At 40.0% G+C, this 21,033-nt stretch carries 25 protein-coding genes; 7 read left to right on the top strand and 18 right to left on the bottom strand.

What is annotated here, in order from left to right:
• Positions 1-13: 13 nt before the first annotated feature.
• The 6 genes from rplI to Q4567_RS20305 all read right to left on the bottom strand — a co-directional run bounded on the left by rplI (position 14) and on the right by Q4567_RS20305 (position 3,136).
• Positions 14-466 carry a 50S ribosomal protein L9 gene (rplI, locus tag Q4567_RS20280; protein WP_216047991.1) on the bottom strand — a complete coding sequence of 151 codons (453 nt, stop codon included), beginning with the start codon at positions 464-466 and terminating at the stop codon, positions 14-16.
• Between the two features lie 28 nt (positions 467-494).
• A complete protein-coding gene (rpsR, locus tag Q4567_RS20285) occupies positions 495-722 on the bottom strand; it encodes a 30S ribosomal protein S18 (protein ID WP_008843478.1) in 228 nt (75 codons plus the stop codon).
• An 11-nt stretch (positions 723-733) separates the two neighbouring features.
• Positions 734-1,156 (bottom strand): 30S ribosomal protein S6, encoded by a 423-nt coding sequence (rpsF, locus tag Q4567_RS20290; RefSeq protein ID WP_216047990.1) that lies wholly within the window; start codon positions 1,154-1,156, stop codon positions 734-736.
• Positions 1,157-1,353: 197 nt separating this feature from the next.
• Positions 1,354-1,878, bottom strand: coding sequence for a hypothetical protein (locus Q4567_RS20295; RefSeq protein WP_216047989.1), 525 nt, complete (start codon positions 1,876-1,878; stop codon positions 1,354-1,356).
• Between the two features lie 26 nt (positions 1,879-1,904).
• Positions 1,905-2,648, bottom strand: coding sequence for an anti-sigma factor (locus Q4567_RS20300; RefSeq protein WP_303502025.1), 744 nt, complete (start codon positions 2,646-2,648; stop codon positions 1,905-1,907).
• Entirely contained in the window at positions 2,645-3,136 is a 492-nt protein-coding gene (locus Q4567_RS20305) for an RNA polymerase sigma factor (RefSeq protein ID WP_216047987.1), read from the bottom strand. The genes Q4567_RS20300 and Q4567_RS20305 overlap by 4 nt, the downstream gene beginning before the upstream one ends.
• Before the next feature lie 130 nt (positions 3,137-3,266).
• Between Q4567_RS20305 and Q4567_RS20310 the strand changes: the two genes are divergently transcribed.
• Positions 3,267-4,619 carry a S8 family serine peptidase gene (locus tag Q4567_RS20310; protein ID WP_303502028.1) on the top strand — a complete coding sequence of 451 codons (1,353 nt, stop codon included), beginning with the start codon at positions 3,267-3,269 and terminating at the stop codon, positions 4,617-4,619.
• A gap of 22 nt (positions 4,620-4,641) precedes the next feature.
• On the opposite strand, the gene Q4567_RS20315 is transcribed toward Q4567_RS20310, so the two are convergent.
• From Q4567_RS20315 to Q4567_RS20330, 4 genes are all read right to left on the bottom strand, one after another.
• Positions 4,642-5,571: a hypothetical protein gene (locus Q4567_RS20315; protein ID WP_303502031.1), complete on the bottom strand. Its 930-nt coding sequence runs from the start codon at positions 5,569-5,571 to the stop codon at positions 4,642-4,644.
• Positions 5,572-5,640: 69 nt separating this feature from the next.
• Entirely contained in the window at positions 5,641-6,468 is an 828-nt protein-coding gene (locus tag Q4567_RS20320; protein ID WP_303502033.1) for a hypothetical protein, read from the bottom strand.
• A gap of 105 nt (positions 6,469-6,573) precedes the next feature.
• The gene (locus Q4567_RS20325) at positions 6,574-7,458 is read right to left on the bottom strand and encodes a DMT family transporter (protein ID WP_303502035.1); all 885 of its coding nucleotides are present in this window, start codon (positions 7,456-7,458) and stop codon (positions 6,574-6,576) included.
• A gap of 28 nt (positions 7,459-7,486) precedes the next feature.
• Positions 7,487-10,348, bottom strand: a complete 2,862-nt coding sequence (locus Q4567_RS20330) for a hypothetical protein (protein ID WP_216047982.1) — start codon at positions 10,346-10,348, stop codon at positions 7,487-7,489.
• 570 nt (positions 10,349-10,918) lie between these two features.
• Between Q4567_RS20330 and Q4567_RS20335 the strand changes: the two genes are divergently transcribed.
• Genes Q4567_RS20335 through Q4567_RS20350 form a run of 4 tightly spaced genes read left to right on the top strand, consistent with a single transcriptional unit; the run spans position 10,919 to position 13,216 of the window.
• Positions 10,919-11,554: an energy transducer TonB gene (locus Q4567_RS20335; protein WP_216047981.1), complete on the top strand. Its 636-nt coding sequence runs from the start codon at positions 10,919-10,921 to the stop codon at positions 11,552-11,554.
• Between the two features lie 28 nt (positions 11,555-11,582).
• Positions 11,583-12,143 (top strand): sigma-70 family RNA polymerase sigma factor, encoded by a 561-nt coding sequence (locus Q4567_RS20340; protein ID WP_303502037.1) that lies wholly within the window; start codon positions 11,583-11,585, stop codon positions 12,141-12,143.
• On the top strand, positions 12,136-12,750 hold the full coding sequence (locus Q4567_RS20345; RefSeq protein WP_216047980.1) for a hypothetical protein: 615 nt from the start codon (positions 12,136-12,138) through the stop codon (positions 12,748-12,750). The genes Q4567_RS20340 and Q4567_RS20345 overlap by 8 nt, the downstream gene beginning before the upstream one ends.
• Positions 12,751-12,754: 4 nt before the next feature.
• Entirely contained in the window at positions 12,755-13,216 is a 462-nt protein-coding gene (locus tag Q4567_RS20350; RefSeq protein ID WP_216047979.1) for a hypothetical protein, read from the top strand.
• A gap of 63 nt (positions 13,217-13,279) precedes the next feature.
• Here Q4567_RS20350 and Q4567_RS20355 read toward each other — a convergent pair whose 3' ends face one another.
• Positions 13,280-14,170 (bottom strand): LysR family transcriptional regulator, encoded by an 891-nt coding sequence (locus tag Q4567_RS20355; RefSeq protein WP_216047978.1) that lies wholly within the window; start codon positions 14,168-14,170, stop codon positions 13,280-13,282.
• A 137-nt stretch (positions 14,171-14,307) separates the two neighbouring features.
• On the opposite strand from Q4567_RS20355, the gene Q4567_RS20360 reads away from it, so the two are divergent.
• Positions 14,308-14,664 (top strand): DoxX family protein, encoded by a 357-nt coding sequence (locus tag Q4567_RS20360; protein WP_252729049.1) that lies wholly within the window; start codon positions 14,308-14,310, stop codon positions 14,662-14,664.
• Between the two features lie 345 nt (positions 14,665-15,009).
• On the opposite strand, the gene ppk2 is transcribed toward Q4567_RS20360, so the two are convergent.
• Positions 15,010-15,783: a polyphosphate kinase 2 gene (ppk2, locus tag Q4567_RS20365; protein ID WP_303502040.1), complete on the bottom strand. Its 774-nt coding sequence runs from the start codon at positions 15,781-15,783 to the stop codon at positions 15,010-15,012.
• Positions 15,784-16,121: 338 nt separating this feature from the next.
• Between ppk2 and Q4567_RS20370 the strand changes: the two genes are divergently transcribed.
• Complete coding sequence (locus Q4567_RS20370) at positions 16,122-17,015, top strand: hypothetical protein (protein WP_216047976.1); 894 nt, start codon at positions 16,122-16,124, stop codon at positions 17,013-17,015.
• Between the two features lie 423 nt (positions 17,016-17,438).
• Here Q4567_RS20370 and Q4567_RS20375 read toward each other — a convergent pair whose 3' ends face one another.
• The 6 genes from Q4567_RS20375 to Q4567_RS20400 all read right to left on the bottom strand — a co-directional run bounded on the left by Q4567_RS20375 (position 17,439) and on the right by Q4567_RS20400 (position 20,979).
• On the bottom strand, positions 17,439-17,855 hold the full coding sequence (locus Q4567_RS20375; protein WP_303502044.1) for a GFA family protein: 417 nt from the start codon (positions 17,853-17,855) through the stop codon (positions 17,439-17,441).
• A 131-nt stretch (positions 17,856-17,986) separates the two neighbouring features.
• Positions 17,987-18,646 carry an NADPH-dependent FMN reductase gene (locus Q4567_RS20380; RefSeq protein ID WP_303502046.1) on the bottom strand — a complete coding sequence of 220 codons (660 nt, stop codon included), beginning with the start codon at positions 18,644-18,646 and terminating at the stop codon, positions 17,987-17,989.
• A 62-nt stretch (positions 18,647-18,708) separates the two neighbouring features.
• Positions 18,709-19,149, bottom strand: coding sequence for an OsmC family protein (locus tag Q4567_RS20385; RefSeq protein ID WP_216047973.1), 441 nt, complete (start codon positions 19,147-19,149; stop codon positions 18,709-18,711).
• A gap of 80 nt (positions 19,150-19,229) precedes the next feature.
• Positions 19,230-19,814 (bottom strand): cyclopropane-fatty-acyl-phospholipid synthase family protein, encoded by a 585-nt coding sequence (locus Q4567_RS20390; RefSeq protein ID WP_303502049.1) that lies wholly within the window; start codon positions 19,812-19,814, stop codon positions 19,230-19,232.
• A gap of 106 nt (positions 19,815-19,920) precedes the next feature.
• Positions 19,921-20,208, bottom strand: a complete 288-nt coding sequence (locus Q4567_RS20395; RefSeq protein ID WP_303502052.1) for a hypothetical protein — start codon at positions 20,206-20,208, stop codon at positions 19,921-19,923.
• Between the two features lie 93 nt (positions 20,209-20,301).
• Positions 20,302-20,979, bottom strand: coding sequence for an SOS response-associated peptidase (locus Q4567_RS20400; RefSeq protein ID WP_216047971.1), 678 nt, complete (start codon positions 20,977-20,979; stop codon positions 20,302-20,304).
• Between the last annotated feature and the right edge of the window lie 54 nt (positions 20,980-21,033).

A 21,033-nucleotide genomic window follows, 5' to 3' on the forward strand; every position in this document is an offset into this window, starting at 1 on the left:
ATAAATCTAAGATTTATGCTTCTTGGATGATAACCAATTTAACAGTGGTCATTACATCTGAGTGTAACTGTAAGTCAATTTCAAACTCGCCAGTTTCACGCAAAGTACCAGTAGGCAATTTAACTTCAGATTTTGCAACTTCAACGCCAGCAGCTGTGATTGCATCAGCAATATCACGAGTACCAACTGAACCGAAAAGCTTACCTTCGTCACCAGCTGGAGAAGCTATAGTTACTTCACCAAGCTCAACGATTTTAGCAGCACGCGCTTCAGCAGTAGCTAAAGTCGCAGCAATGCTTGCTTCAAGTTCAGCACGTTGTGCTTCAAACTTTTCTACATTTGCTTTAGTTGCAGGAACTGCTTTTTTCTGAGGAAAAAGGAAGTTACGTGCATATCCTGATTTTACAGTGACAGTGTCACCCAAGCCGCCCAGGTTGGCGATCTTGTCTAGTAGAATGATTTCCATCTTTGCTACCTCTTATTTACGCCAACGATTACTTGTGAGAATCAGTATATGGAAGCAATGCTAGGAAGCGCGCGCGCTTGATAGCAGTTGACAACTGACGCTGATATTTAGCGCTAGTTCCAGTGATACGGCTTGGTACGATTTTACCACTTTCAGTGATATAGTTTTTCAGCAAAGCGATGTCTTTATAATCGATCTGGACAACACCTTCAGCTGAGAAACGGCAAAATTTACGACGTCTAAAAAAACGAGCCATTATCTGTCTCCTTATGCTTGATCTTCAGTGCTAGCAGGCTCTACAGCTGCAGCAGGTGCTTCTTCTTGCTTTTCAGAACGCTCTGGACGACGGTCATCACGACGATCATCACGACGTTCTTCTTTCGCCATTGGAGACTGTTCAGTTTCAGCTCCTTTGGTACGCATAACAAGGTTACGAAGAACAATATCATTAAAACGGAAAGCAGTTTCTAGCTCTTCAATTGCTTCTGCAGTAGCTTCAGCATTGATTAGTACGTAGTGTGCTTTATGTAATTTTTCGATTGGATATGCCAATTGACGGCGGCCCCAATCTTCTAAACGGTGGATAGTTCCGCCGTCGTTTGTGATTATTCCGGTATAACGTTCAATCATACCAGGAACTTGTTCACTTTGGTCAGGGTGGACCATAAACACGATTTCGTAATGACGCATTGTTGCTCCTTACGGTTGTAGCCTCTTACAGCTCAGCCAAACTGTATTGAGACAAGGAACTAAAGGTGATAGCTGATTTAAGGGCGCGAATTGTATACAAAGCCAACACTTAAGGCAACATATATTTCATTGGAAGATAAAGGGGGCTTAAACCCCCAAAAACTCTTACCTATAGCTATTATCAATTGCCGCTCAGTTTAATCATTTTTAGATTTTTCTATTAAATTATCGATTACATCTTGTGCACCATAAGCCTCTTCGCTCAATTTCGTTCCTTTTCCCATCCGAATATCTAAAATGCTATGGATTTCTTTGCGCTCATTCCCTGCCCTAGTATTCATGCTCATGCCTAACTCGGTAGACGGTCGCTCATAAGAGTTACAAGTTATCAATCCGCATTCACGCTCTATTTGACGTTGATGACTCAGGCCCAATGATGATGCAGGTTGGAACTTCTGCGACTCTACAAAGGTTTCTTTGTTGGTAATAACAAACCAATCAAACCCCTGCTGTTGAGTTAATTGAGCTGATCTAAGCAATGCAAAATCTGAGGCATCTGCAACACTTTTTGAGAAACTTTTGAATTGTACTCGGTAACGGTCATCAGTAATTTTTTGCTCGCTATATCCAACTGAACCATTTTGTGCAGCACGATAATCAGGTTTCGAAGCACAGCCTGACACGAATAGTACGATTGATAAAAACAGCATGATAGATTTCATATTTCACCTCTTACTTTTTAATGTATTTATTGATTACTTTGCCATTGATTAACAATGGCTTGTTGTTCCTGCGCTCTGTCCAGCGGAGCACCGCTAATAATTTGGTCTATTACAGCATCAAGTTGTTGTTGATTTGATGCTGTTTGATAGCTGCCACTGCTTGGCGAACCTTGTTCTGAATGTTTAGCTTTTATATGCCAACCATTGGTTTGTTTGCAGGCGATGTTGGTACTGCTAATTTCAGCTTCAGACAATTGGTATTGACGGCACAATTCGCCATTTTGAGTAGCAAAACTAAGCTGCGGTTTAACTGCTAATCCATTTGTCGTCAAGGTTGTCTGTCCACTCATAGTGGAATCTAATATACTGGCAATATCAGCAGAAACACTTGATTCAAAAGTTGGCTGGTTGATGGTTAAAACGCCAACAGCTAAAATTAAAGCTACTCCTGCTGCTAATGAATAAGGTAGTTTTATGCTCGGTTTACGCTTTTTTTGAGCTGATATCTGTACCACATTGTTTTTTATTGCGTCGTTGGTCTTATCATTTCCTGCATCAATTTTCCGGGCAAGTTCAACCAATATTGAAGGCTCTGGGGTTTGATCCATTTGCTGTGCATTTTCAACAACCCACTGATCAACTTGTGATATCTCTGCCAAGCGCATTACTAATTCATCATCGTTTTCAAGGGCTTGACGAATTTGCTCCATTTCTTCTGCCGGCAACTCCGCATCTAAAAATGCGCTCAACATCTCATCAGTAATGTTCATGCTTTTTCTCCATGTGACAGTGGATTCACCATATTCAGCAAAGTCATTCTAGCCCTGGATAAGCGACTCATAACAGTACCTACTGGAACTTCCATGGTGGCAGCAACATCCTTATATGACATGCCTTGCAATGCCACTAACGACAAGATTGAACGCTGGTCACTTGGTAGTGAATCCATAGCTTGGTTCACTTGGGTTAACAGTGCCTGCGCTTCATGCTGAGGCTCTTGTTCTTTTGATACTTGCTCTTGTAACTCTGGAGAGTGCGTCGCATTTAGTCGTACCTTGCGTGAACGATATTCATCGATCCATACATTGCGGCACACTTTGAACGCCCATTTGAGGATCTCGACATCCTCTGGCACGCCTTTTTTTAGAATTTTTTCGAAAGTAGCTTGCACTAAATCATCTGCATCAGCTGGGCTACCAGTCAACGAAAACGCAAATCGCCTTAGCATAGGTATGATTTTTTCGAAGGTGTCAGTCATGGTTTTTACTCTTTTCTCTGTATCTTTATTGAGTTAACGAATGAACTAAAATTTTATTCCAAATAAAATGAAATTTATTTTTAGCTGAAACGTTTACTAATCAAGTTTAGTATTAACACAAGAGGTAAACATGACGCGAATCAAAATAACGATATTCAGTTTGTTGGCATTTAGTCAGGTGTCTTCGGCACAATTAATTAATACCCAAGGCATTACTAAGCAAGTTGAAAATATTGAAAAAACAGTCGACCGATTAGAGCAAAAAATAATCGTTGAAGAAGTAAAAGAGCCCTTTGCGCTCAGTGAGATGCCAGCGTTAGAAAACTTAATAACAGAACCCTTAACAACATTACCGAAAACTTTAGCGATAGGCGCTGACCTTAGCAACCCAGCTTTTGTAGAAGTCAAATTGGATGATGGATGGAGAGCGGTCCAAAACCAATGGATGATATTAGCAGATGAACAAACCAAACAGACTTTAACTGGTTTAGGCGCTGTGATTAATTCGGATTCAACATATTCAGGATTAGGATTGTCTATTTTGCGATTTACAATTCCGTCCCATTTAGACTCAAAATCCGCATTAGCTAAACATTTAACCCAAGAAGCATTTGCAACCTTAGATAGAAATCATATTTATACGGCGCAATCCCAGACACCGCAAACCGCTTTTGATACGGCACATAAGCCAATAAACCAATCATTGTGTACTACGACTGCACGAATCGGCATGATCGACAGCGCAGTCGCTCGAACGCACCCTGCGTTTGCAAAAGCGAAGATCACTGCGAAGTCTTTTTTAACCAAGAACTTAAATTCTCCCGCACTGCACGGCACAGCTGTCGCAGGGGTGTTGATAGGAGAATTCAACACGCTGATCCCATTATTACCGCAAGCACATTTATACTCTGCAGAAGTGTTTTATCGGCAATCCGACTACTCCCAGGGTGCGACATTAAGCGCCATGATTGATGCATTAAACTGGTTAGTAGAGGAAAAGGTTACAGTAATCAACATGAGTTTGGCTGGCCCAGATAACCGAATATTAAATCGAATGATTACAGCCGCTATCCAGAAAGGAACGATTATCGTTGCGGCTGCCGGAAATGAAGGACCTGCTGCCCAAGCAGTTTATCCAGCTGGATATGATGAAGTCATAGCAGTTAGTGCGTTCGACAATAATTTAAAACCATATCGCTGGTCGAATCGAGGCGATTATATAGATTATTCCGCGTTGGGTGTAAACGTGATTACTGCTCAGGCGATGGGGGGCTTAAGCAAAGAATCGGGCACATCCATGGCTGCGCCAGTGGTGTCAGCAGCGATTGCATGTTTGCTGGAAAACTCGAAAAATATGAAACAGAGTTATCGCGACGCTGTTTTAGCGTCCCTATCAGACCAAGCGATTGACTTAGGTCCAAAAGGGAGAGATCCAATATATGGTATTGGCGCTATTCAAGGTATCGGAAGTAAAAGCAAGTAAAAGAATAGTGGTTAAAACACCTTTAGAAGGTATAGTTTAAGCCTAAACTAGCGATATTTTGCTGATAGGTTAGGCTCTCAACTTTAGATTTATAATCTCCACGTTGAACTTCAGTCACAACAGACAAGTTATCGAATATATTTAGCACCCAATCAGCCTGTATCACTTGTCTGTTTTCGTCTCTTTGAATATTGTAACTAGCTTGCAAGTCTGACACCTCAACTGACTCATAATCTTTATATTGGTATCGCCATCCTATTCCCACCTTAGAGGCCAGGCCAAACATATCGAACTTATGAGTTAGTTTAGTATTTAACCCCGCTCCCCAATAATTAAACTGATTATCGTGCGCATTTTCTATTTCACCGCTAAGTCCGATCATGAACATAGTATTGGCATTATTCAAAAAGTGAAATAGGTCGGCGGATGCTCCAAAACCATTGGCATCTCTTCCATATAATTGAGTAAATGACTTATTTTTAAATTTTAGGCTAGTACGCAAGAAAGTCTCAGGTTGAATAAATGTTCCTAAATAAACGCTCATTTGTTGGAAATCTAAAAAAGTGCCTGTTTCGAGACGCGCTTTGGCGCCATCAAAACGCAGCCCAAACTCACGTTGAGTAAACTTGTAGCTGCCATCAACGCTAAACTGATGTAGCTCCAAGTCATATTGTGAATATTGGTTATAGCGTTGCTGACTGTAAGCGTAACGACTTGTTACTTGCGCTTTGTCATTTATCTTCCATTTACCTTGTAGCATTGCATTTAGTTCTTGCCCACTGTCACTTTGAGTAGATACATCATCCAACTCGTCTACACTTAGGGCTGAATTGTAGATTGCGCTAGCATCAGCTTTACCACTAAACGTAAAGGCAGATTGCGTATCCGCCCAAGTAAAAAAACTGGTTGCACACGCGAATATACAGGTAATATTGCCAATTCGTAATTTCATTTTTGACCACCAATAATACTTAAATCACGCCAACGAGTAGTTGACGTAATCTTGCAGGTTTAAAGAAGGTTAAATACCTAGGTCTAAGTCACTAGTAATGGTATTAGCCACCTCTATTGCAGATGCTGTGGCTACTTCATTATTGATTTGGTCAGTCACCAAAGTACTAATTTGGTTGTTTACGTTTTGTGAAATGGAACTTTGAGCATTGCTAGTGATTGTTTCTGCAATCGTTGTGTTGACAGATTGCCCTATCACTTGAGACGCTTGGGAGGCAACATCAAGCATTGCGACTTGTGATAAATTAGCCCCAATGTTGTTGGTTAACTCAGAAGCACTGTTAAGTGATGGTGCTTTATCTATAGTTGATAACGAATTCAATTCAGATACTAACGACGGAGTTGACTGCAACGCCAAATCATCACTCGTTGTCTCTTGAATTTGATCATTTCCGTCTACAGAATCAGGGCTTTCTAGGTTAGTCACGCTCAAAACCGTTAGTTTTGACACTGCCGCTAAAGAATTATTTACAGTCACCGCACTGGAATTCCCCACATTGGTGCTGAACTCATCGACGGTATTTGTTAAAACACCATTCAGATTTGCAGTTTGAGTGGCAGCCATTTCCGAACTATCTTGTGTAGTAGACTCGGCTTGCTCTTGTTCAGGCGTCGTATCGGCATTTGCCTGAACATCAGCATTAGATTGAGCAGAAGAGTCAGAATTGGCAGAGATATCCGTTGAAGCATCTTGACTATTTGCTTGCTGAGAAATTTGTGTTTGATTGGATAACTGAATGTCTTGGCTTATTTGTAGATCGGCTGCCATAGCGGCACTACTTGCCTGTGCTATTCCAGCAATTACCATTAAGTTTACAATTTTGTTTAGCTTAGTCATCTTCGTTTCCTCATGTTTATATTAATGACACTTGGATAACGAATGAAAAACGAATTTATTCCCCAATAAAAAAATTTGTTTTAACTAAGCCACAAAATAGTCAGATTAAATGTGCTCTAAACCTACTAAGACACCAACACCGATTAACGCTATCAATGACCAGATAGTAGTGTTACCACTGACTTTTTCCCCCAGTATTTTAGCCACCACCAAGGATAAAATGACGCTCATGGCAAACAACGTTTGTACCACAGCGGCTTTGGTATAGGTAAAGGCAACCATTTGTAAATATAACGCGGCAAAGGTACCAATCACGGTTGCACCACTAAAAAATAACCAAGTGCGTTTAAGGTTGTCAGTGGTGGGTAACCATTTTTGTTTGGTTACTAGCATTAAAATGACAATAATAGCTAAACCACCAAGCAAACGAATTTGGCTGGCATTAAATGCGTCAATGCCAGTTGAGGTAAGAATATCTCGACTGACTACCGCACCAACCGCTTGGCACAAAGCGGCAAGACCGGCGTAGACATAGCCGCTTAATTCAAACTTATCAAAACTTGATCGTTTTTGAATCTTAATGATCATGTCCACTGAAAATAAAACTAAGGCGATTCCGCACCATTGTTGCCAAGTTAACCACTCGGCGATCCAAGCCATAGCAAGTAACGCGGTAAAAATAGGAGCGAGAGTTTCTGCAACCAAAATAGATTGGCTATCACCGATTTTGTTTAACGCTTGGAAAAAGAATGTATCTCCCAATCCTATGCCGATCACTCCACTGAACAATAGCCATAACATGGTATTGGTTGATACTGAAACTTGAGGAAGAAAAAACTGGGTGATAACTAGCAGGATGCCAATTGCTGCCAAGCCTTTCCATAAATTGAGCGCCAAAGGCGAAAAGTTTTTGCCTAAAATTCGAAACATTCGTGCTGCGACAGCCCAGCACAACGCAGTGCTTAGAGCAGCAATTTCACCTACCATCATATTTTTTGGGTACTTCTAATTGAATTATTTATTGTGACGTGAATTCTCGAATCTGCTTACGCAAAGTATCGCGCAGTTCCTCAAGATCTTTATTTAACCACATTTCTTGCGGCACTTGTTGCCACAATCTTTGTAATTTTTCTAAATGATCTTGGAAACTATAATATTCCAGTGCGGCAATCAACATTTGTGGTTTTAAAATTTCATCTGATTGCATCACTTCGAAATCGACTTGTTCACCGACCAAAGTCGCTAAACGTACCTTCCATTTAATCGCATCCTCTTGATTGGCGTTAATAATTACCGAACTAGCAGATTCAAGCCCTTTCTGATTAGCATTCCCATGATGGAACCTGGCGAGCCAATATTGACGCTCGAAAAACGCATCTTGCCACTGACTCATTAAGCCTGCAGCAGTATCACCAACTTTCCCAAAGCTGGCGCTAAATAACTTTCTAGCCTGTTCAGAATTTCCCGACAGCATTGCCATCTGCGCTAAACTGGCATCACTAAAGGCATCTAAATATCGCCATTGAATATCCGCATTCTGAGCACGCATCCCACGAGCACAGGCAACCTTCAATTCACTCAATGCAGAATCTGCCTGTTTATATTGACCAACGAGAATGTGTTCATTCGCTAATTTCCACAATGAATATGCTGCAGCCATTTGGTTTGCTGGGGAGTCTTCTTTTTTAATAATTAACGATCTTAGTCTTTGTTCTCCCTTGTTCATTTCTAGCGATTCAGCAATTTTCAATTCTGAATAATACTTATTTGCCAACCAAGTATATGCGCTGGCGGCTTCCAATAAGTCGCTAATATTGGCAGCAGATCTGCCTTTTTCGGTAAACTTAACCGCCTCAAAAAAGCTCTGTGTCGCGCTTTCTAACTGCCCTCGTTGGGCTGCAATTTTGGCTAAATTGGAATAAGCTCTGGAAAGTTCGATCTTGGCTATTGGGCTATCAGGTTGTAATTCAACTAAATCATGGGCATTGGTCTGGTAAAATAGGAAGTACTGTTCAGCCTTTTGGATATCTCCCGCGCGCAGATGAGTCATAGCAATCCAATAATTTGCATGAGCTAATTCCAACACATAAGTAAAGCCATTTGGATGGATCTCGACAAGCTCAGTATCCAATTCTAGCGTTTTGTTAAAAGCGTCAAGAGCACCCGCAAACTGTCGATTTTCCAAGTAAACTTTACCTAATTGGAAAAACGTTTGGCTGCGACTCAATTTGGCAGCAGTAGAATCATCTGAAGGTGATACAGTACTTAGATATTCCAGTGAACGCTCTGAACTTTCTTGGATTAAATCCAACCGTCCAATCGCCTCTAATTTGGTGCTTTCATCAATCAGAAATTCAATTAATTCGTGGCTTTCAATCAGTTTCGATTCCGCTATTTTCTGATTTACTTTTGCATCATAGGCATTTTTAATCATAAATCCAAACAGCATTAACAGCAGCACTGCAAAGCCAAAACCTACTCGATACTTAAGGCTCGCACGCTTAACTGACGCATGAATCATTGCTCGTAACGTCGAACTTATGGAGCCACTTTGCTTAAGAATGAGTTTTCCTTCATCCAAAGCTTTACCGGGTGCGAGTAAATATGCTGAAGGTCGCGTGGCACTTTTCCACTCAGCAGCTTGTGCTTCTAGCTTGTTTTTTAATTCGAGCGTTTTTTGATGATGGTCTAAAGCTTCACTAAGTCTAGGCCAATTAGCAAATAGACAATCATGTACCAAGCAAATGTAATTGTTGCCATCAATTCCCTGCACAGACTTCATAATGCCTATCGCCTCAAACGCATCAATTAACTCTTTGGCATTGTGGCTTTTATATAAATCGTCAGCTTTAACCCAAACTCTCTCATAATGGCCTTTATAATTTAATTCAGCCAGGCGACTAACGGTGCGGTTAAAATGCTTTTTACAAGAGCGATCCAAGCTTTCGTAAGTTTGTTCGGTAATTTTAGCAATCGCCCGTTCTAGCCCCCCCAAATTACGATAGGTTGAGTAATTAATCAGTCCATTTTGCGAACGATTTTGATGTAAGTGAAATAAAACAAATTGCAGCAAAGGTAAGCTGTCAGGAAACTCAAACGCCCGTTGGGCTATGTATTCATCAAGGCTAACCAACTCTCCATTTGCCTGTTCAAATTTTAGATGCTTAGCAGTCCCTGGGAATACCATTTTTTTAAGTTGGTTTAATGTCGGAGGCAACACATCTAGCTGTCCACCATTTTGCTTTAAACGCAGCAATGCTGGATAGTCAGATAAGGTATGATAAAAATCACTGCGCAATGTAGCCACAACGAGTATGCCACAGTGGATGACCAAACCAGCCAAAATATCGGTGAAATAACGTCGCTCAGTGTAACCCAAGGAGTCGGTTAAAAATAAACGCTCAAGCTGCACAATACCAATTGCCAGTTTCTTATCAGCAGGCCAAGACTCCATTTTCTGCTTCATCATCTGCAAAAATTTGTCAGGTTGCTGTTTGCACATTTTAACTAAAGAATTGAGTTCTTGATTGGCGACAAAATCTTGCTCAGAAATGTCTGACAAAGCTAAAATTAGAGAGCGAAAAGGATCAATACTTAAGTTACAAGGCGTGATAATAGTTGAACGAAAGCTTATATTTTGTTCCCCAAACTGCAATTCATCTAATTTAGGGAAGATACCGGCCTGTAAAAGGCTTGATTTACCAGCGCCACTTTTACCTAACAACAACAAAAATGGTTGGGATGACAGCGCTTTGTGTTGGAGCTTTGACAACGCCTGTTGAACTACATCTTCTCTTCCTTGAAAATTATCAGTATGACTAATCTCAAACGCATTTAATCCAACAAAAGGATTATCATTGTTACGGTTTTCTGATTCCAAAATCGACATCCTAATCTAGCAGTATTTTTGTAGCTTGATGCTGGCGTGCATGCTTAGCTAAAATTCACTTTACGGCAGTGCCCAAAGTTCCCTAATTCCGTCAAAGGTTAACATTACCTATTAGGCTATTCGCCTAATTTAGACAAAAACAATGTCTTGTATGTTAAAAACCCAAGTTAGCATTTATTGTTTATTTTATCATCATTAAATTAACACACTAACAGGCTGAATTTTGGATGATAAGTCACTCATTTAACCTTGCTTAACTCAACTCAAAAAAATTGACTGCGCTGATATGTTGGGCTGAGCTACACTATCATTTTGTAGGCTATTATTTGAATAAACAACAAAAACTTCACTCCACACTTTATCGTCATCTCGAAAATAAACGCGAATGTTTAGTGAGTGCAGATCTAAAACAATAAAACTTCGCCCTAACTCGCCCAAGTTACATTTTTCCTAAAAACGCTATTCATAAAAAATATTTTTTAATATTTCCTGCATCCCCTTAACCCTATTTCTAATTTTGATTCGTTTAGTTATTAAATCCATCAAATAGCAGGAACACAAATGCAAAATATTATGCTACATCCCTATCATCACTCTGGTTTTAAAATATCTGGTTTTATTGGTTCTGCAGCCATCATTACTTTCGGCTTATTTGTGATAATGCAAAAACTAACAGCACAAAATGCAGATTACATAACACCGCCGACAGCTGGGGTATTTGTCGATCCTGTATTTAACACCCAAGACAGTAAATCAATAGAAAGAACAAAAATTAAACCCATTGAACCTCCTAAGTTAATGCCGCAAACAATACAACCAAAGGAGGTGTTTGAGCCTAATGATAGCAACTTAACCGCCAACTTTACGGTTGAGGTCCCTACTCAAGAAATCGCCGCAGAAAATCAATTTTTAACGATTCAAGATGCGGAAACTACGCCTATGGTGCGTATTTCACCGAAATATCCTGCCGATGCAGCCAGAGACGGGATTCAAGGTTGGGTGAAACTGCAATTTAGTATTGATGCCAGTGGATCTGTGCAAAACATACAAATCATCGATGCTAACCCCAAACGGACATTTGATCGTGAAGCGCGAAAAGCGTTAAAAAAATGGAAGTACAGACCCCAAATAAAAGATGGTAAACCCATCGAGCAGACAGGATTAGAAGTTGTGTTAGACTTTAAATTAGAAAGCTAACTATTTTCACTGCCATAAAGGAAGTTGAGTGAGTATAACTTTAGCGATTAAATCTTTGTTCTCAATTAGTCATTCTAACGAATGGCTAATTGTCCGGTTTGCACAAAGTGGCGATAAAAAACTATTTGAACAACTTTACGATAACTGTGCGAATGACCTTTACCATTTTTTAGTTACCCAATCTGATATGCATTTAGCCAAAGATATCAGTCAGAGAACTTGGTTAAAGGTGTTTGAAAGGCCACATTTATACAAAGAATCGGGGCGATTCAATGCTTGGCTATTTACAGTTGCCAGAAATTTATTGATTGATGAATTTAGGCGCAGCACACGATGTGAACCATTAACCGGCGCTCCTCTGGATCAGCTAAAAACGTCCTTTGAATTTGCTGATCCCATTGAAACTATTTTTGACAAGGTCCTAATGTCTTTACCATTTGAGCAACGAGAAGGATTCTGCTTACAACAAGAAGGATTCGGTCTACAAGAAATTGCCGATATTACCGGTTGTGGTGTAGAGACAGTAAAAAGTCGGATTAGATACGCGAAGAATTCACTTCGTGAACAATTAGAGAAATACCATGACTAAGTCCCATGAACACGATCAAGGGTCGTCAAAACAAACAGAACATTTTGAAACTCGGATATCTGAGCTATATCAACAACGTAAAACCAAGGTTCAAACGACGGGCAGCATGAAGCGTCAGTTGATGCAAAGCACCGAATCAAAATCCAAGCTATATACTTGGTTCCACAACTTTCAGCGCGCGACTTTTGCAACAGGCACAATCTTATTGTTAGGTCTAGTCGCATGGCAATCTTATGAATTACGCCAATCACCTGAGACTTTGCGCTATACGTCAGTAGAAATACACAATATTGATGACCAACAATCCCAAGATTACAGTCAAATTAGCCAACGTTACCAACAACATTATCAAGATTACTTACAGCAAAAGGCGCTACTGGCAAGTCACCATCAAAAGTCGGCAATTCTAAGCCAATTCGAAAATGGCTGGGAATTAAGAACCTGTGATAACGAGCTAGTTAAAATATCCAAGCAACTGATTGAAACTTTGCAACAAATGAACCTTATAAATGGCAATTTCAAAAGCGGTGACAGTGTGGAAATAGCATTTAACGTTTCTGGCTTAATTGTGGGTATTCACGCCAACAAAACCTTACTGAAGTGCTAGCTCTATGTCATCACCTCAAATCATCATCTCAGGGGTTGTGGTTCAAGGGCACCAAGTAGCTTCAGGCAAAGGTGCAGGCTCGCCCTATCCTGCTGGCACAATTGAAATGCAGAGACCCTTTTTCAAACACTTGGGATTAGATATTAGTGAGTGTTTTGATGGAACCTTGAATGTGCAACTTCCGGTTTGTGCATTTCGTATTCTAAAACCCACTTTTTGTTTCGAAAACCTTCATTGGGCAAAAGGATTCAATCAAGAAACCTTCTCTTTGGTCAAATGCCAAATTAAGTTTCAAGCTCAGCAATTTGATGCTTGGGTCTACTATCCTCACCCCGAGACCAAAACCCAGCACTTTCAACAGCAAAATATAATCGAAATATTAGCGCCACCTATCGTTAATATTCATTATGGCGATAACGTGACCTTGATGTTTAATTCAGACACAATTGAGTTTGATGAAAGTTGAACTATGTGTTGGCGATACTTACCAGCATTGTGTAAGTGTTAATTTAGAAATAAGCAACTAAGACTAATTGAATCGGTAATGTTTAAATTGCTCCCAAACGGCTTGAGCAACAGGCCCTAACAACTCTGATTTGTTTTTCATAATATGGTATCTCGCTAGCATTTCGTTTTTAACATCAGTTAATTTAAGTAAAGCCAATGTTCCATTTTGAATACCTTGCGCTGCTAAGTAATCGGGTATTTTCCCCCACCCCATAGCACTTTCTATCAACATTTTTTTAGTTTGATAATCATTCACATACCACCTTCTTTGACCGTCTTGCACGCCCCATTCAGTATCTTTGAATCCACTCCCTGAATCCTGCACAACAATCTGATATTCATGTAAAAGTTCGCGGCGACTTTGTAAATTAGGATGCCGTTTAATTAATCGAGGTGATGCTACATTGACCAGTGCACCATTCGTTAAGAAGTGCTCTTCAATTTCTGAATCTTTATGTAAAACCTCTTGATACGGGGTTATGCACAGTATTGCTTTTTTGTTTTTTATCGCTTCAAACGCCCCCGTTAAATATTCTTGTTTGATAATGATTTGCGTGTTGGGGAACTGGTTTTGTACGTTTTCTAATAATGGCAGAATCAGTTTTAAATTAAATGATGCCTCAATTGCTAGGGTAATGCTGGTTTCATTTCCCAGCACCATGTATTTAGCAGTTTGTTGCAACGCATTTGCTTCATCCAAAAGACTGGTTGCTTTTTGATATAGAACATTCCCTACTTCAGTTAATTCTAAGCGGTAACCCGAACGATTAAACAAACTTAAATTGAAAGAACTTTCAAGTTGTCGAATGCTTTGACTAATTGCTGGTTGGGTTTTATTTAAGTGCGCACTAGCCAGACTTAAAGATCCCAGCCGAGCGACAGTAACGAACATAGTTAGTTGATCAAGTTTCATATTCACACTCTAAAACATAAAGCATTAGTTTATAACTTCATTAAAAACATTCAATATTTATTAAGTAGCTATTCGATTATTCTTAATTCATTAACTAAGCAGTTGTTTAGATAACCTCAAAAAATAGGAATTGAATTATGAAAAAAGTTACAAAATTTACGATGCTGGTATCAGTTGGTTTAGCTTCTTTTGCCTTTGCAGCCGCTGGATTGGCTAAATTGGCTGGAGTTGAACAATTGCACTTATCCTTCGCAGCAATGGGGTTACCTATCTGGTTCGGTTATTTTATTGGTGCAAGTGAATTAGTAGGGGCTATTGGGATCTGGTTTAAAAAGCTAAGTGTTTACGCTGCAAGTGGTTTGCTAGTTATTATGCTTGGGGCAATTTATTTTCACGTGGTTTATGATGCGGTTGCCAATGCTATTCCCGCAATTGTTTTATCATTATTATTGGTCACTATCATAATTAATCGCAAACAAGAGCTTTCTGAATAGAACGGCTAGAGCATGAAAGACTTTACTATTGCGTCTGACGTTCATGTTTTTCACAGAGGCGGTCTAATCCCGCTTCTTCATGATATCGATCTGCAGCGCTTAATCGAGTTTGTATAGCAAGTTTCTCACTTTGAAAAGAACCGTCATATTAGTGCACACAGGTAGCCAAAATCGCCTATATTTGCTCAACATCCAATCCTAAAATGATTTTCGGTATGCAATTTTTTCTCTTGAATTTAACGATCTCAACACCCAGTTTCCTTAGCCAACGCTTGAAGCCAAACAATCAAAGATCTATCAAAAATTAAAAATATTAACTGCAATTTTTCACCATTGCATTTCTGACTAGCTGCTAATTTTACCATTGTGCAAGTTTTGCGGTTCAAACTGAAAGACCACATTTCCGTCAACTTTACTGTTTTCGTTGAGGTTATTTTTGTAATCGATAATTGACAACAAATGACGAATCACATTTATTCTGGCTTGTTTTTTATCATCAGCACTCACCACATACCAAGGTGTAGTGTCACTATGGCTGCGATTAAGCATTTCATTACGCGCTTCGCTATACTCGTCCCATTTGGCAACCGCAACTTCGTCAATGGGGCTGATTTTCCATTGTTTTAGCGGATTTGTATGTCTGTCGTCTAATCTGGCAATTTGCTCTTGTTTAGATATATCCAAATAATATTTAACAATGTGAATCCCCGACTCTATCAACATGCGTTCAAACTGAATAACTGTCTGCATAAAATGTTGATACTCAGCTTCGCTACAGAACCCCATTACCCGCTCAACCCCAGCTCGGTTGTACCAACTTCGATTCATCAAAACCATTTCTTGAGCACAAGGAAGATGACTCACGTAGCGCTGAAAGTACCATGAATTTACTTCGCGATCTGACGGTTTTCCCAGGGCAACTACTCGAGTGTCTCGTGGGCTCAAATGCTCTGTAATTCGTTTAATAATTCCGTCTTTTCCAGCAGAGTCTCTACCTTCAAAAATAACCAAAAGCCGCAAATTATTGTTGATAATATGATTCTGAAGTTTGACTAATTGAATCTGAAGATCACGCAGAATACTTTTATATTCTTTATGTTTCATCGATGAGGAACTCATTATAATTTTCACCTTTTTATAATTGCTAGGTTATATATAGCCGACTATTTTCAAATTGAGACCATTGGATTTTGTTTGGTTTTAAAATAAAGGGGATAAACATGCAATACGATAACCCTGTTAACCACAAGTCACAACTGACTGAAAATATCTCGGTTAACTATACCTTTTTAAATCTCAATGAGCATAGAATCTCCTTGCCAAAACACCTAGCGAATTTGACTTAGTACTATTCCTCGATGTTATAGTTTAATCATAGGTTAACAAACATAATTAGCCTAGATGTAAATGGCTTTTAACTGTTAGTAATAATGGAATAGAAAAAATAGGGATATAAAATGAAGTATCAAAGTCTACAAAAGTGCTTTTTTCTAATTGCGCTAGTAGTGCTGGGCGGATGCGCGTCTAAGCCTTATGCAGTTATCGATGGCACCCGAAGCCAAGCATCTGATTTGGACAACTATGACGTTACCATTGTCTCAATTGATGGAAAAATGGAAGTCGGCACACAGGTTAAAAACGTCAAACCTGGATTTCACTATATCAACTTAGCCACTACTAAAAATGTCAGGAGCAAAGTAACAGAGCTGCGTATGCTACCTTTGGATGCGAAGGAATGTATGAGATATGTGGTTACCGCGCAACACAGTAATAGTATAGCCGACGAATGGGAAGTAAAAGTGCTCAGGGAAGAACCAATATTATCTTGCACACCAAGTGAAAAAACCGAAAAAGTAGACGCACTACCTACCTATTTAGCCCCTAAACTAGCAACTGTATGTATCGATAAAAACTCGCTAAACCAGACTATCAGCCCCGTTGATTTATACCCTTCAATTAAACAGTGCATTATCGATGGTGAAGACGAGCTCGCAATTTACAATTATGTACTAGCCAGTGCTTACGGAATTTATGATTCTAAGAGAGTTGTTGATGCAACTGCACATCAGGCGATTAATATTATTCAGAAACACTCAATCTGGTCACTCACAGCCCTTGAACAAGATAAGTTTCAACAAAAACTTACGGCGTTTATTGAATCCCCAGAGTCAATGCAGGCAGCTTGCGACTTCATACAAAACCTTGGAAAACCCCAGTACATTCCAGATTATATGATAGAGCATGGTGTTAAAAAACTCACTGAAGAAAACCCAGATGGACTGGCTAATAATTTTTCAGAAGAGTCAAATTGGTCATCAATATTAGCGACTCAACTCAAATGTAAAATATAAAATAGAGCCAATTCTGGACACAAATATTTTGTTGACTGTCAATCACTGGATGCACCATAAGGCACGATGGCAGTGTATGAAGGGAATCCAAGGTTAAAAAGTCAATGCCAACAACCTAAACGCTGTTTCCCGTGCCTAATGATGTGTCAGTAAAATCTAGCAAAAAACTGCCATTTTAACCTGCGCAGCCAATGTGATTACTTGCTAGGTCGCAGGTTAAATCCCAGTCAACAAAAGCAGTGGAAGTATATTGTGTCTCACCTAGGCACGGCGAACAGTACGGCATTGTTTTGAGGCAAAACGTCATTCGCGTTTTCATAATCGAAAACACCATAGTCGTTAATGTGTCTTCAAATATGAAACGAAAACTAAAAAACCGCTTTTTGCATATTTTCTGTGCAAACTCGCTTTTAATCGATATTTTTATGGATTTTTCGCAAAATAATCCATTATTTCAGCTCTGCTGAGTTCTTTAGTCTGATTAGAAAAACAATAATAATTCGGACGTTGATCACTGAAATACTGCATATCCATTTCTAACCCATCGAGTTGGTGAAAGATGCCGATTGGCATATTGTAATCACCAGTTTGACTGAATTTAAAAAACAAATGGGTACCACATTCAGCGCAAAAGCCACGGGAAGCCCAGGTTGATGATTGATACATTTTTACCTTATCAAACCCTTCTATAGTGACATTTTTACCACACTGCACCGCAAAAAAAGGTCCTCCGCCCCAGCCTCTGCATGAATCACAATGACATACTGTAAACTTCGGATTAATTTCATTTGCGGTAATTGTCACCGCTTTACAAAGACAACTTGCTGTTGAGCTTAACATGCTGGCATATCCTTATTGTTTATTTGGAATAACCTGAATTATCACCAAAAAGCCCTTTGAACATTGATTGTGCAGAGTTTAGATGCTGTATCAGTATCTAACAAGCAATTCCTAAAAGCTTAATAAACAGACTAAGGTGCATTGCGCTGGGAAGGGTTTGTTTTAAAGTCCTTCACCATATTGTGAGGGTCAATTTGAGCTCGATGCAGATTGGCCGCTTCTGCCCACCAAATTAATTGATTGAAGGTGCGAGCAAAGTAATTAAACCATGATTCTTGGTCTTCGCCGATTTGTGGCGAACCATCCTCAGAGAATACGTCTTGCGCTTTGGGCACATGAATCATAGCCGAAACAGGCAGGCAACCCAGTTCAGCAAGAAAAGTGCGCATTCCCACTGCTGCGCGCATACCTCCCCATTGCCCAGCAGAATAGGTAACTATTGCACTGGGTTTATAGGAAAATAAAGAGCTACCAAAGTGGTTTAGCAGGTTGGCCAATGCCGGACTCATAGAATGATTATATTCAGGGCTTATCATGATGTAACCATCACTTGATTGAATTTTGTTGGCTAACTGATTGAGATCAGTAGGCGCTTGGCTTCTAGAATAAGCAAAGTGCGGCTTGAAAACAGGCTGCAACGGGTAATCCAGTGCATCCACCAGCTCAAATGTATGCGCCGCGTAGCGATGGTTTAAACATGCTATGCAGGCTTTACATACTCGCTCGCCAAGACGCGCAGGTTTAGGGGGAGTACTATTACGCACAGTCCCCAAAAAAACCAAAAACTTCATACCTTAAACTCCAATAAAAAAGACGCAAAGTGAATTAACTCTGCGCCTTTTTTGCTTCTCTACTATTCGTCGCCGTATACGATTTCACACTCAATACTGGTACTACAGGAAATCGAATTACGAATGAGGCATTTTTCATCTGATTTAATCAGTAATCTTTCTGCATTATCTTTGTTTTCGGTGCTTGGAATAACCAGCCTGACTTTTGATTTGACTTTAGTGAACTGAATTTTGCCATCAAACTTGTCTAACTCACCCTCTGATGAACATTCAATCGAATGCCATTGTAACTTCGCTACTCTAGCTATCGCACGAAATGATAAAACAAAACAGTTTGCAATTGAGGCCATAAAAAGATCTTCTGGGGACCATTTATCACCTGCTCCACCAAACTGTGAAGGTGGGGCTACGTCAATATCTGGCAAGTTTTCGCATTTCGCAGTTAAACTGCCAGATACATTGCCTTGAGCAATTACAGTGTATTGATGGGGTAAATCTTTCATTCACATAATCTCCAAATTTTATCAAATAATGACCTGTGGCAGACGCAAACAGCGCTAACAACAGTTGTTAAATGTGTGCCTTATTTAGTTGCGACTGCCTGTATCACAGCCCCTTTACCTGTATGGTATATCCCCTCGATAACGTCTCGTTCTATTTCTTGTAATTGGCTGAAATTCAGCCTTCCGAGATCCGATAGCAACGACTCTTTAGTGGTCATTGAATCAATTGAATGTCCGCCTCCGGTCGCATGCTTCAACTGTTCGGGAGTATAAGCTTCTAGCAAAAACACACCACCAGCTTTGAGCCCATTAACCGCGCTTTTGTATACTTGGCTGCGTAATTCGGTGGGCAATGGACAGAATATAGAAATAATGCCATCCCATATATCTTCACCAATATCGAACTCGGCTAGATCAGCATGAATAAGCTCTATTTCAACCCCTTTTTCTTTTGCCAACATTTCAGCCTTTTTCAAGCCTACTTCAGAGCCATCTACTGCCGTAACTGAATACCCTTTTTGAGCAAGAAATACCGCGTTACGGCCCTCTCCTTCAGCCAAACTTAAAACCCGACCTTGTGGAATAGCTTGATAATTTTCTGCTAAAAAGGTATTCGGCTCTTTGCCATAAGCATAGTCTTTGTCAGCGTATCTTTCATCCCACATTTAACACCTCTTTGATTCATATCAAACCAATAACAATAGTATCTCTAACATAATGCCGACGAGGCAGTTTTCTTAACGATGTTAGGCGCCTTTTAGTTTCGAACGTTCATTGTTCTTGATGATCTACGTTCATATCATCAGGAGGATCGCCGGATTCTTCACCCCGTTTAATTTGCTCGCGTTTTTGTTTATCTAGGCTTTCAGTTGCCGAAGGGGGAATTGGAAACAGCGAAATAAGAGGAAATATGGCTAAAAAAACAAAGGCGCCTTTAGAGTTTCTTTTTGCCCACTTAATAAGTTTGCTCAAAACAATGAAGAGCATAGGAAATATGAGCACCGCAGTTAGCCCAATAAGTTCCTTTCGATAGTTTCCTGCTTCACTGAGTATGTCCATTTACCAATCATTACAATGTATTCCAGATAAACTATAGATGGGTAGTAAAGAGTTAAAAATAAAGGGGGAAACGATAATTAACTCACCCCTTTTTTAAAAGCCAAAACCCTGTTGAATTTGACTTTCCGGCTCTGTTTCTTGAATAAGCTCAGGGCCTTGGTTGGCGACTTTATTGACTTGACTAGACACCGGATAATACTTGTAATCGTCTGCGTAAGGTAACCATGCTATCTCTTCGCTTTGACAAAGGTTTTGGTCAGCGTCAAACCATTGTTTAGCTAATTGTCTATCGAACATCAAAGGCATGGCGTGATGCAGAGGTTGTAACTCACCTTCTGAGGGACGGGTAATGATAGTAAATGAACCAGGGGCATCTTTTCTCGGTGACTCATATAAACCACCAAATAAAATCGGGTTACCGTCTTTACGACAGACAAAATAAGCTTGTTTATGCCCATTTTCTTGTCGCCATTCATAATAACCTAACGCTGGAACAATACAGCGTTGTCCGGTTTCCCACGCATGTCGAAATGAGGGCTTTTCACTTAGAGTTTTGAGCCGTGCATTGAAAGTAGAAAATTCAGTATTCGCAGTTTTCACCCAACTAGGTAACAACCCCCAGCGAAAGACCTCGCATCCATCTGGCGTCACAATGGGAGCCATTTGAGTGGGGGCTATATTAAAGCCCAATTCAGCCTGCGCTGGCCAGTCTGATAAAATATCTGCCCAACCGTGCATTGCCCCCACATGATTTGCGAATCTGCCACACATTAACTTTACTCTAGTGCTTAGTTGATCTTAACGAAAATTTAGTATGGCAAAAGG

This window comes from Aliiglaciecola sp. 2_MG-2023 (assembly GCF_030548145.1).
Lineage (GTDB): Bacteria > Pseudomonadota > Gammaproteobacteria > Enterobacterales > Alteromonadaceae > Aliiglaciecola > Aliiglaciecola lipolytica_A.

Excerpts from the sequence above, each read along its gene's own strand:
- rplI (WP_216047991.1), bottom strand. The coding sequence starts at position 466 with ATGGAAATCATTCTACTAGACAAGATCGCCAACCTGGGCGGCTTGGGT.
- rpsR (WP_008843478.1), bottom strand. The coding sequence starts at position 722 with ATGGCTCGTTTTTTTAGACGTCGTAAATTTTGCCGTTTCTCAGCTGAA.
- rpsF (WP_216047990.1), bottom strand. The coding sequence starts at position 1,156 with ATGCGTCATTACGAAATCGTGTTTATGGTCCACCCTGACCAAAGTGAA.
- Q4567_RS20295 (WP_216047989.1), bottom strand. The coding sequence starts at position 1,878 with ATGAAATCTATCATGCTGTTTTTATCAATCGTACTATTCGTGTCAGGC.
- Q4567_RS20300 (WP_303502025.1), bottom strand. The coding sequence starts at position 2,648 with ATGAACATTACTGATGAGATGTTGAGCGCATTTTTAGATGCGGAGTTG.
- Q4567_RS20305 (WP_216047987.1), bottom strand. The coding sequence starts at position 3,136 with ATGACTGACACCTTCGAAAAAATCATACCTATGCTAAGGCGATTTGCG.
- Q4567_RS20310 (WP_303502028.1), top strand. The coding sequence starts at position 3,267 with ATGACGCGAATCAAAATAACGATATTCAGTTTGTTGGCATTTAGTCAG.
- Q4567_RS20315 (WP_303502031.1), bottom strand. The coding sequence starts at position 5,571 with ATGAAATTACGAATTGGCAATATTACCTGTATATTCGCGTGTGCAACC.
- Q4567_RS20320 (WP_303502033.1), bottom strand. The coding sequence starts at position 6,468 with ATGACTAAGCTAAACAAAATTGTAAACTTAATGGTAATTGCTGGAATA.
- Q4567_RS20325 (WP_303502035.1), bottom strand. The coding sequence starts at position 7,458 with ATGATGGTAGGTGAAATTGCTGCTCTAAGCACTGCGTTGTGCTGGGCT.
- Q4567_RS20335 (WP_216047981.1), top strand. The coding sequence starts at position 10,919 with ATGCAAAATATTATGCTACATCCCTATCATCACTCTGGTTTTAAAATA.
- Q4567_RS20345 (WP_216047980.1), top strand. The coding sequence starts at position 12,136 with ATGACTAAGTCCCATGAACACGATCAAGGGTCGTCAAAACAAACAGAA.
- Q4567_RS20350 (WP_216047979.1), top strand. The coding sequence starts at position 12,755 with ATGTCATCACCTCAAATCATCATCTCAGGGGTTGTGGTTCAAGGGCAC.
- Q4567_RS20355 (WP_216047978.1), bottom strand. The coding sequence starts at position 14,170 with ATGAAACTTGATCAACTAACTATGTTCGTTACTGTCGCTCGGCTGGGA.
- Q4567_RS20360 (WP_252729049.1), top strand. The coding sequence starts at position 14,308 with ATGAAAAAAGTTACAAAATTTACGATGCTGGTATCAGTTGGTTTAGCT.
- ppk2 (WP_303502040.1), bottom strand. The coding sequence starts at position 15,783 with ATGAGTTCCTCATCGATGAAACATAAAGAATATAAAAGTATTCTGCGT.
- Q4567_RS20370 (WP_216047976.1), top strand. The coding sequence starts at position 16,122 with ATGAAGTATCAAAGTCTACAAAAGTGCTTTTTTCTAATTGCGCTAGTA.
- Q4567_RS20375 (WP_303502044.1), bottom strand. The coding sequence starts at position 17,855 with ATGTTAAGCTCAACAGCAAGTTGTCTTTGTAAAGCGGTGACAATTACC.
- Q4567_RS20380 (WP_303502046.1), bottom strand. The coding sequence starts at position 18,646 with ATGAAGTTTTTGGTTTTTTTGGGGACTGTGCGTAATAGTACTCCCCCT.
- Q4567_RS20385 (WP_216047973.1), bottom strand. The coding sequence starts at position 19,149 with ATGAAAGATTTACCCCATCAATACACTGTAATTGCTCAAGGCAATGTA.
- Q4567_RS20390 (WP_303502049.1), bottom strand. The coding sequence starts at position 19,814 with ATGTGGGATGAAAGATACGCTGACAAAGACTATGCTTATGGCAAAGAG.
- Q4567_RS20395 (WP_303502052.1), bottom strand. The coding sequence starts at position 20,208 with ATGGACATACTCAGTGAAGCAGGAAACTATCGAAAGGAACTTATTGGG.
- Q4567_RS20400 (WP_216047971.1), bottom strand. The coding sequence starts at position 20,979 with ATGTGTGGCAGATTCGCAAATCATGTGGGGGCAATGCACGGTTGGGCA.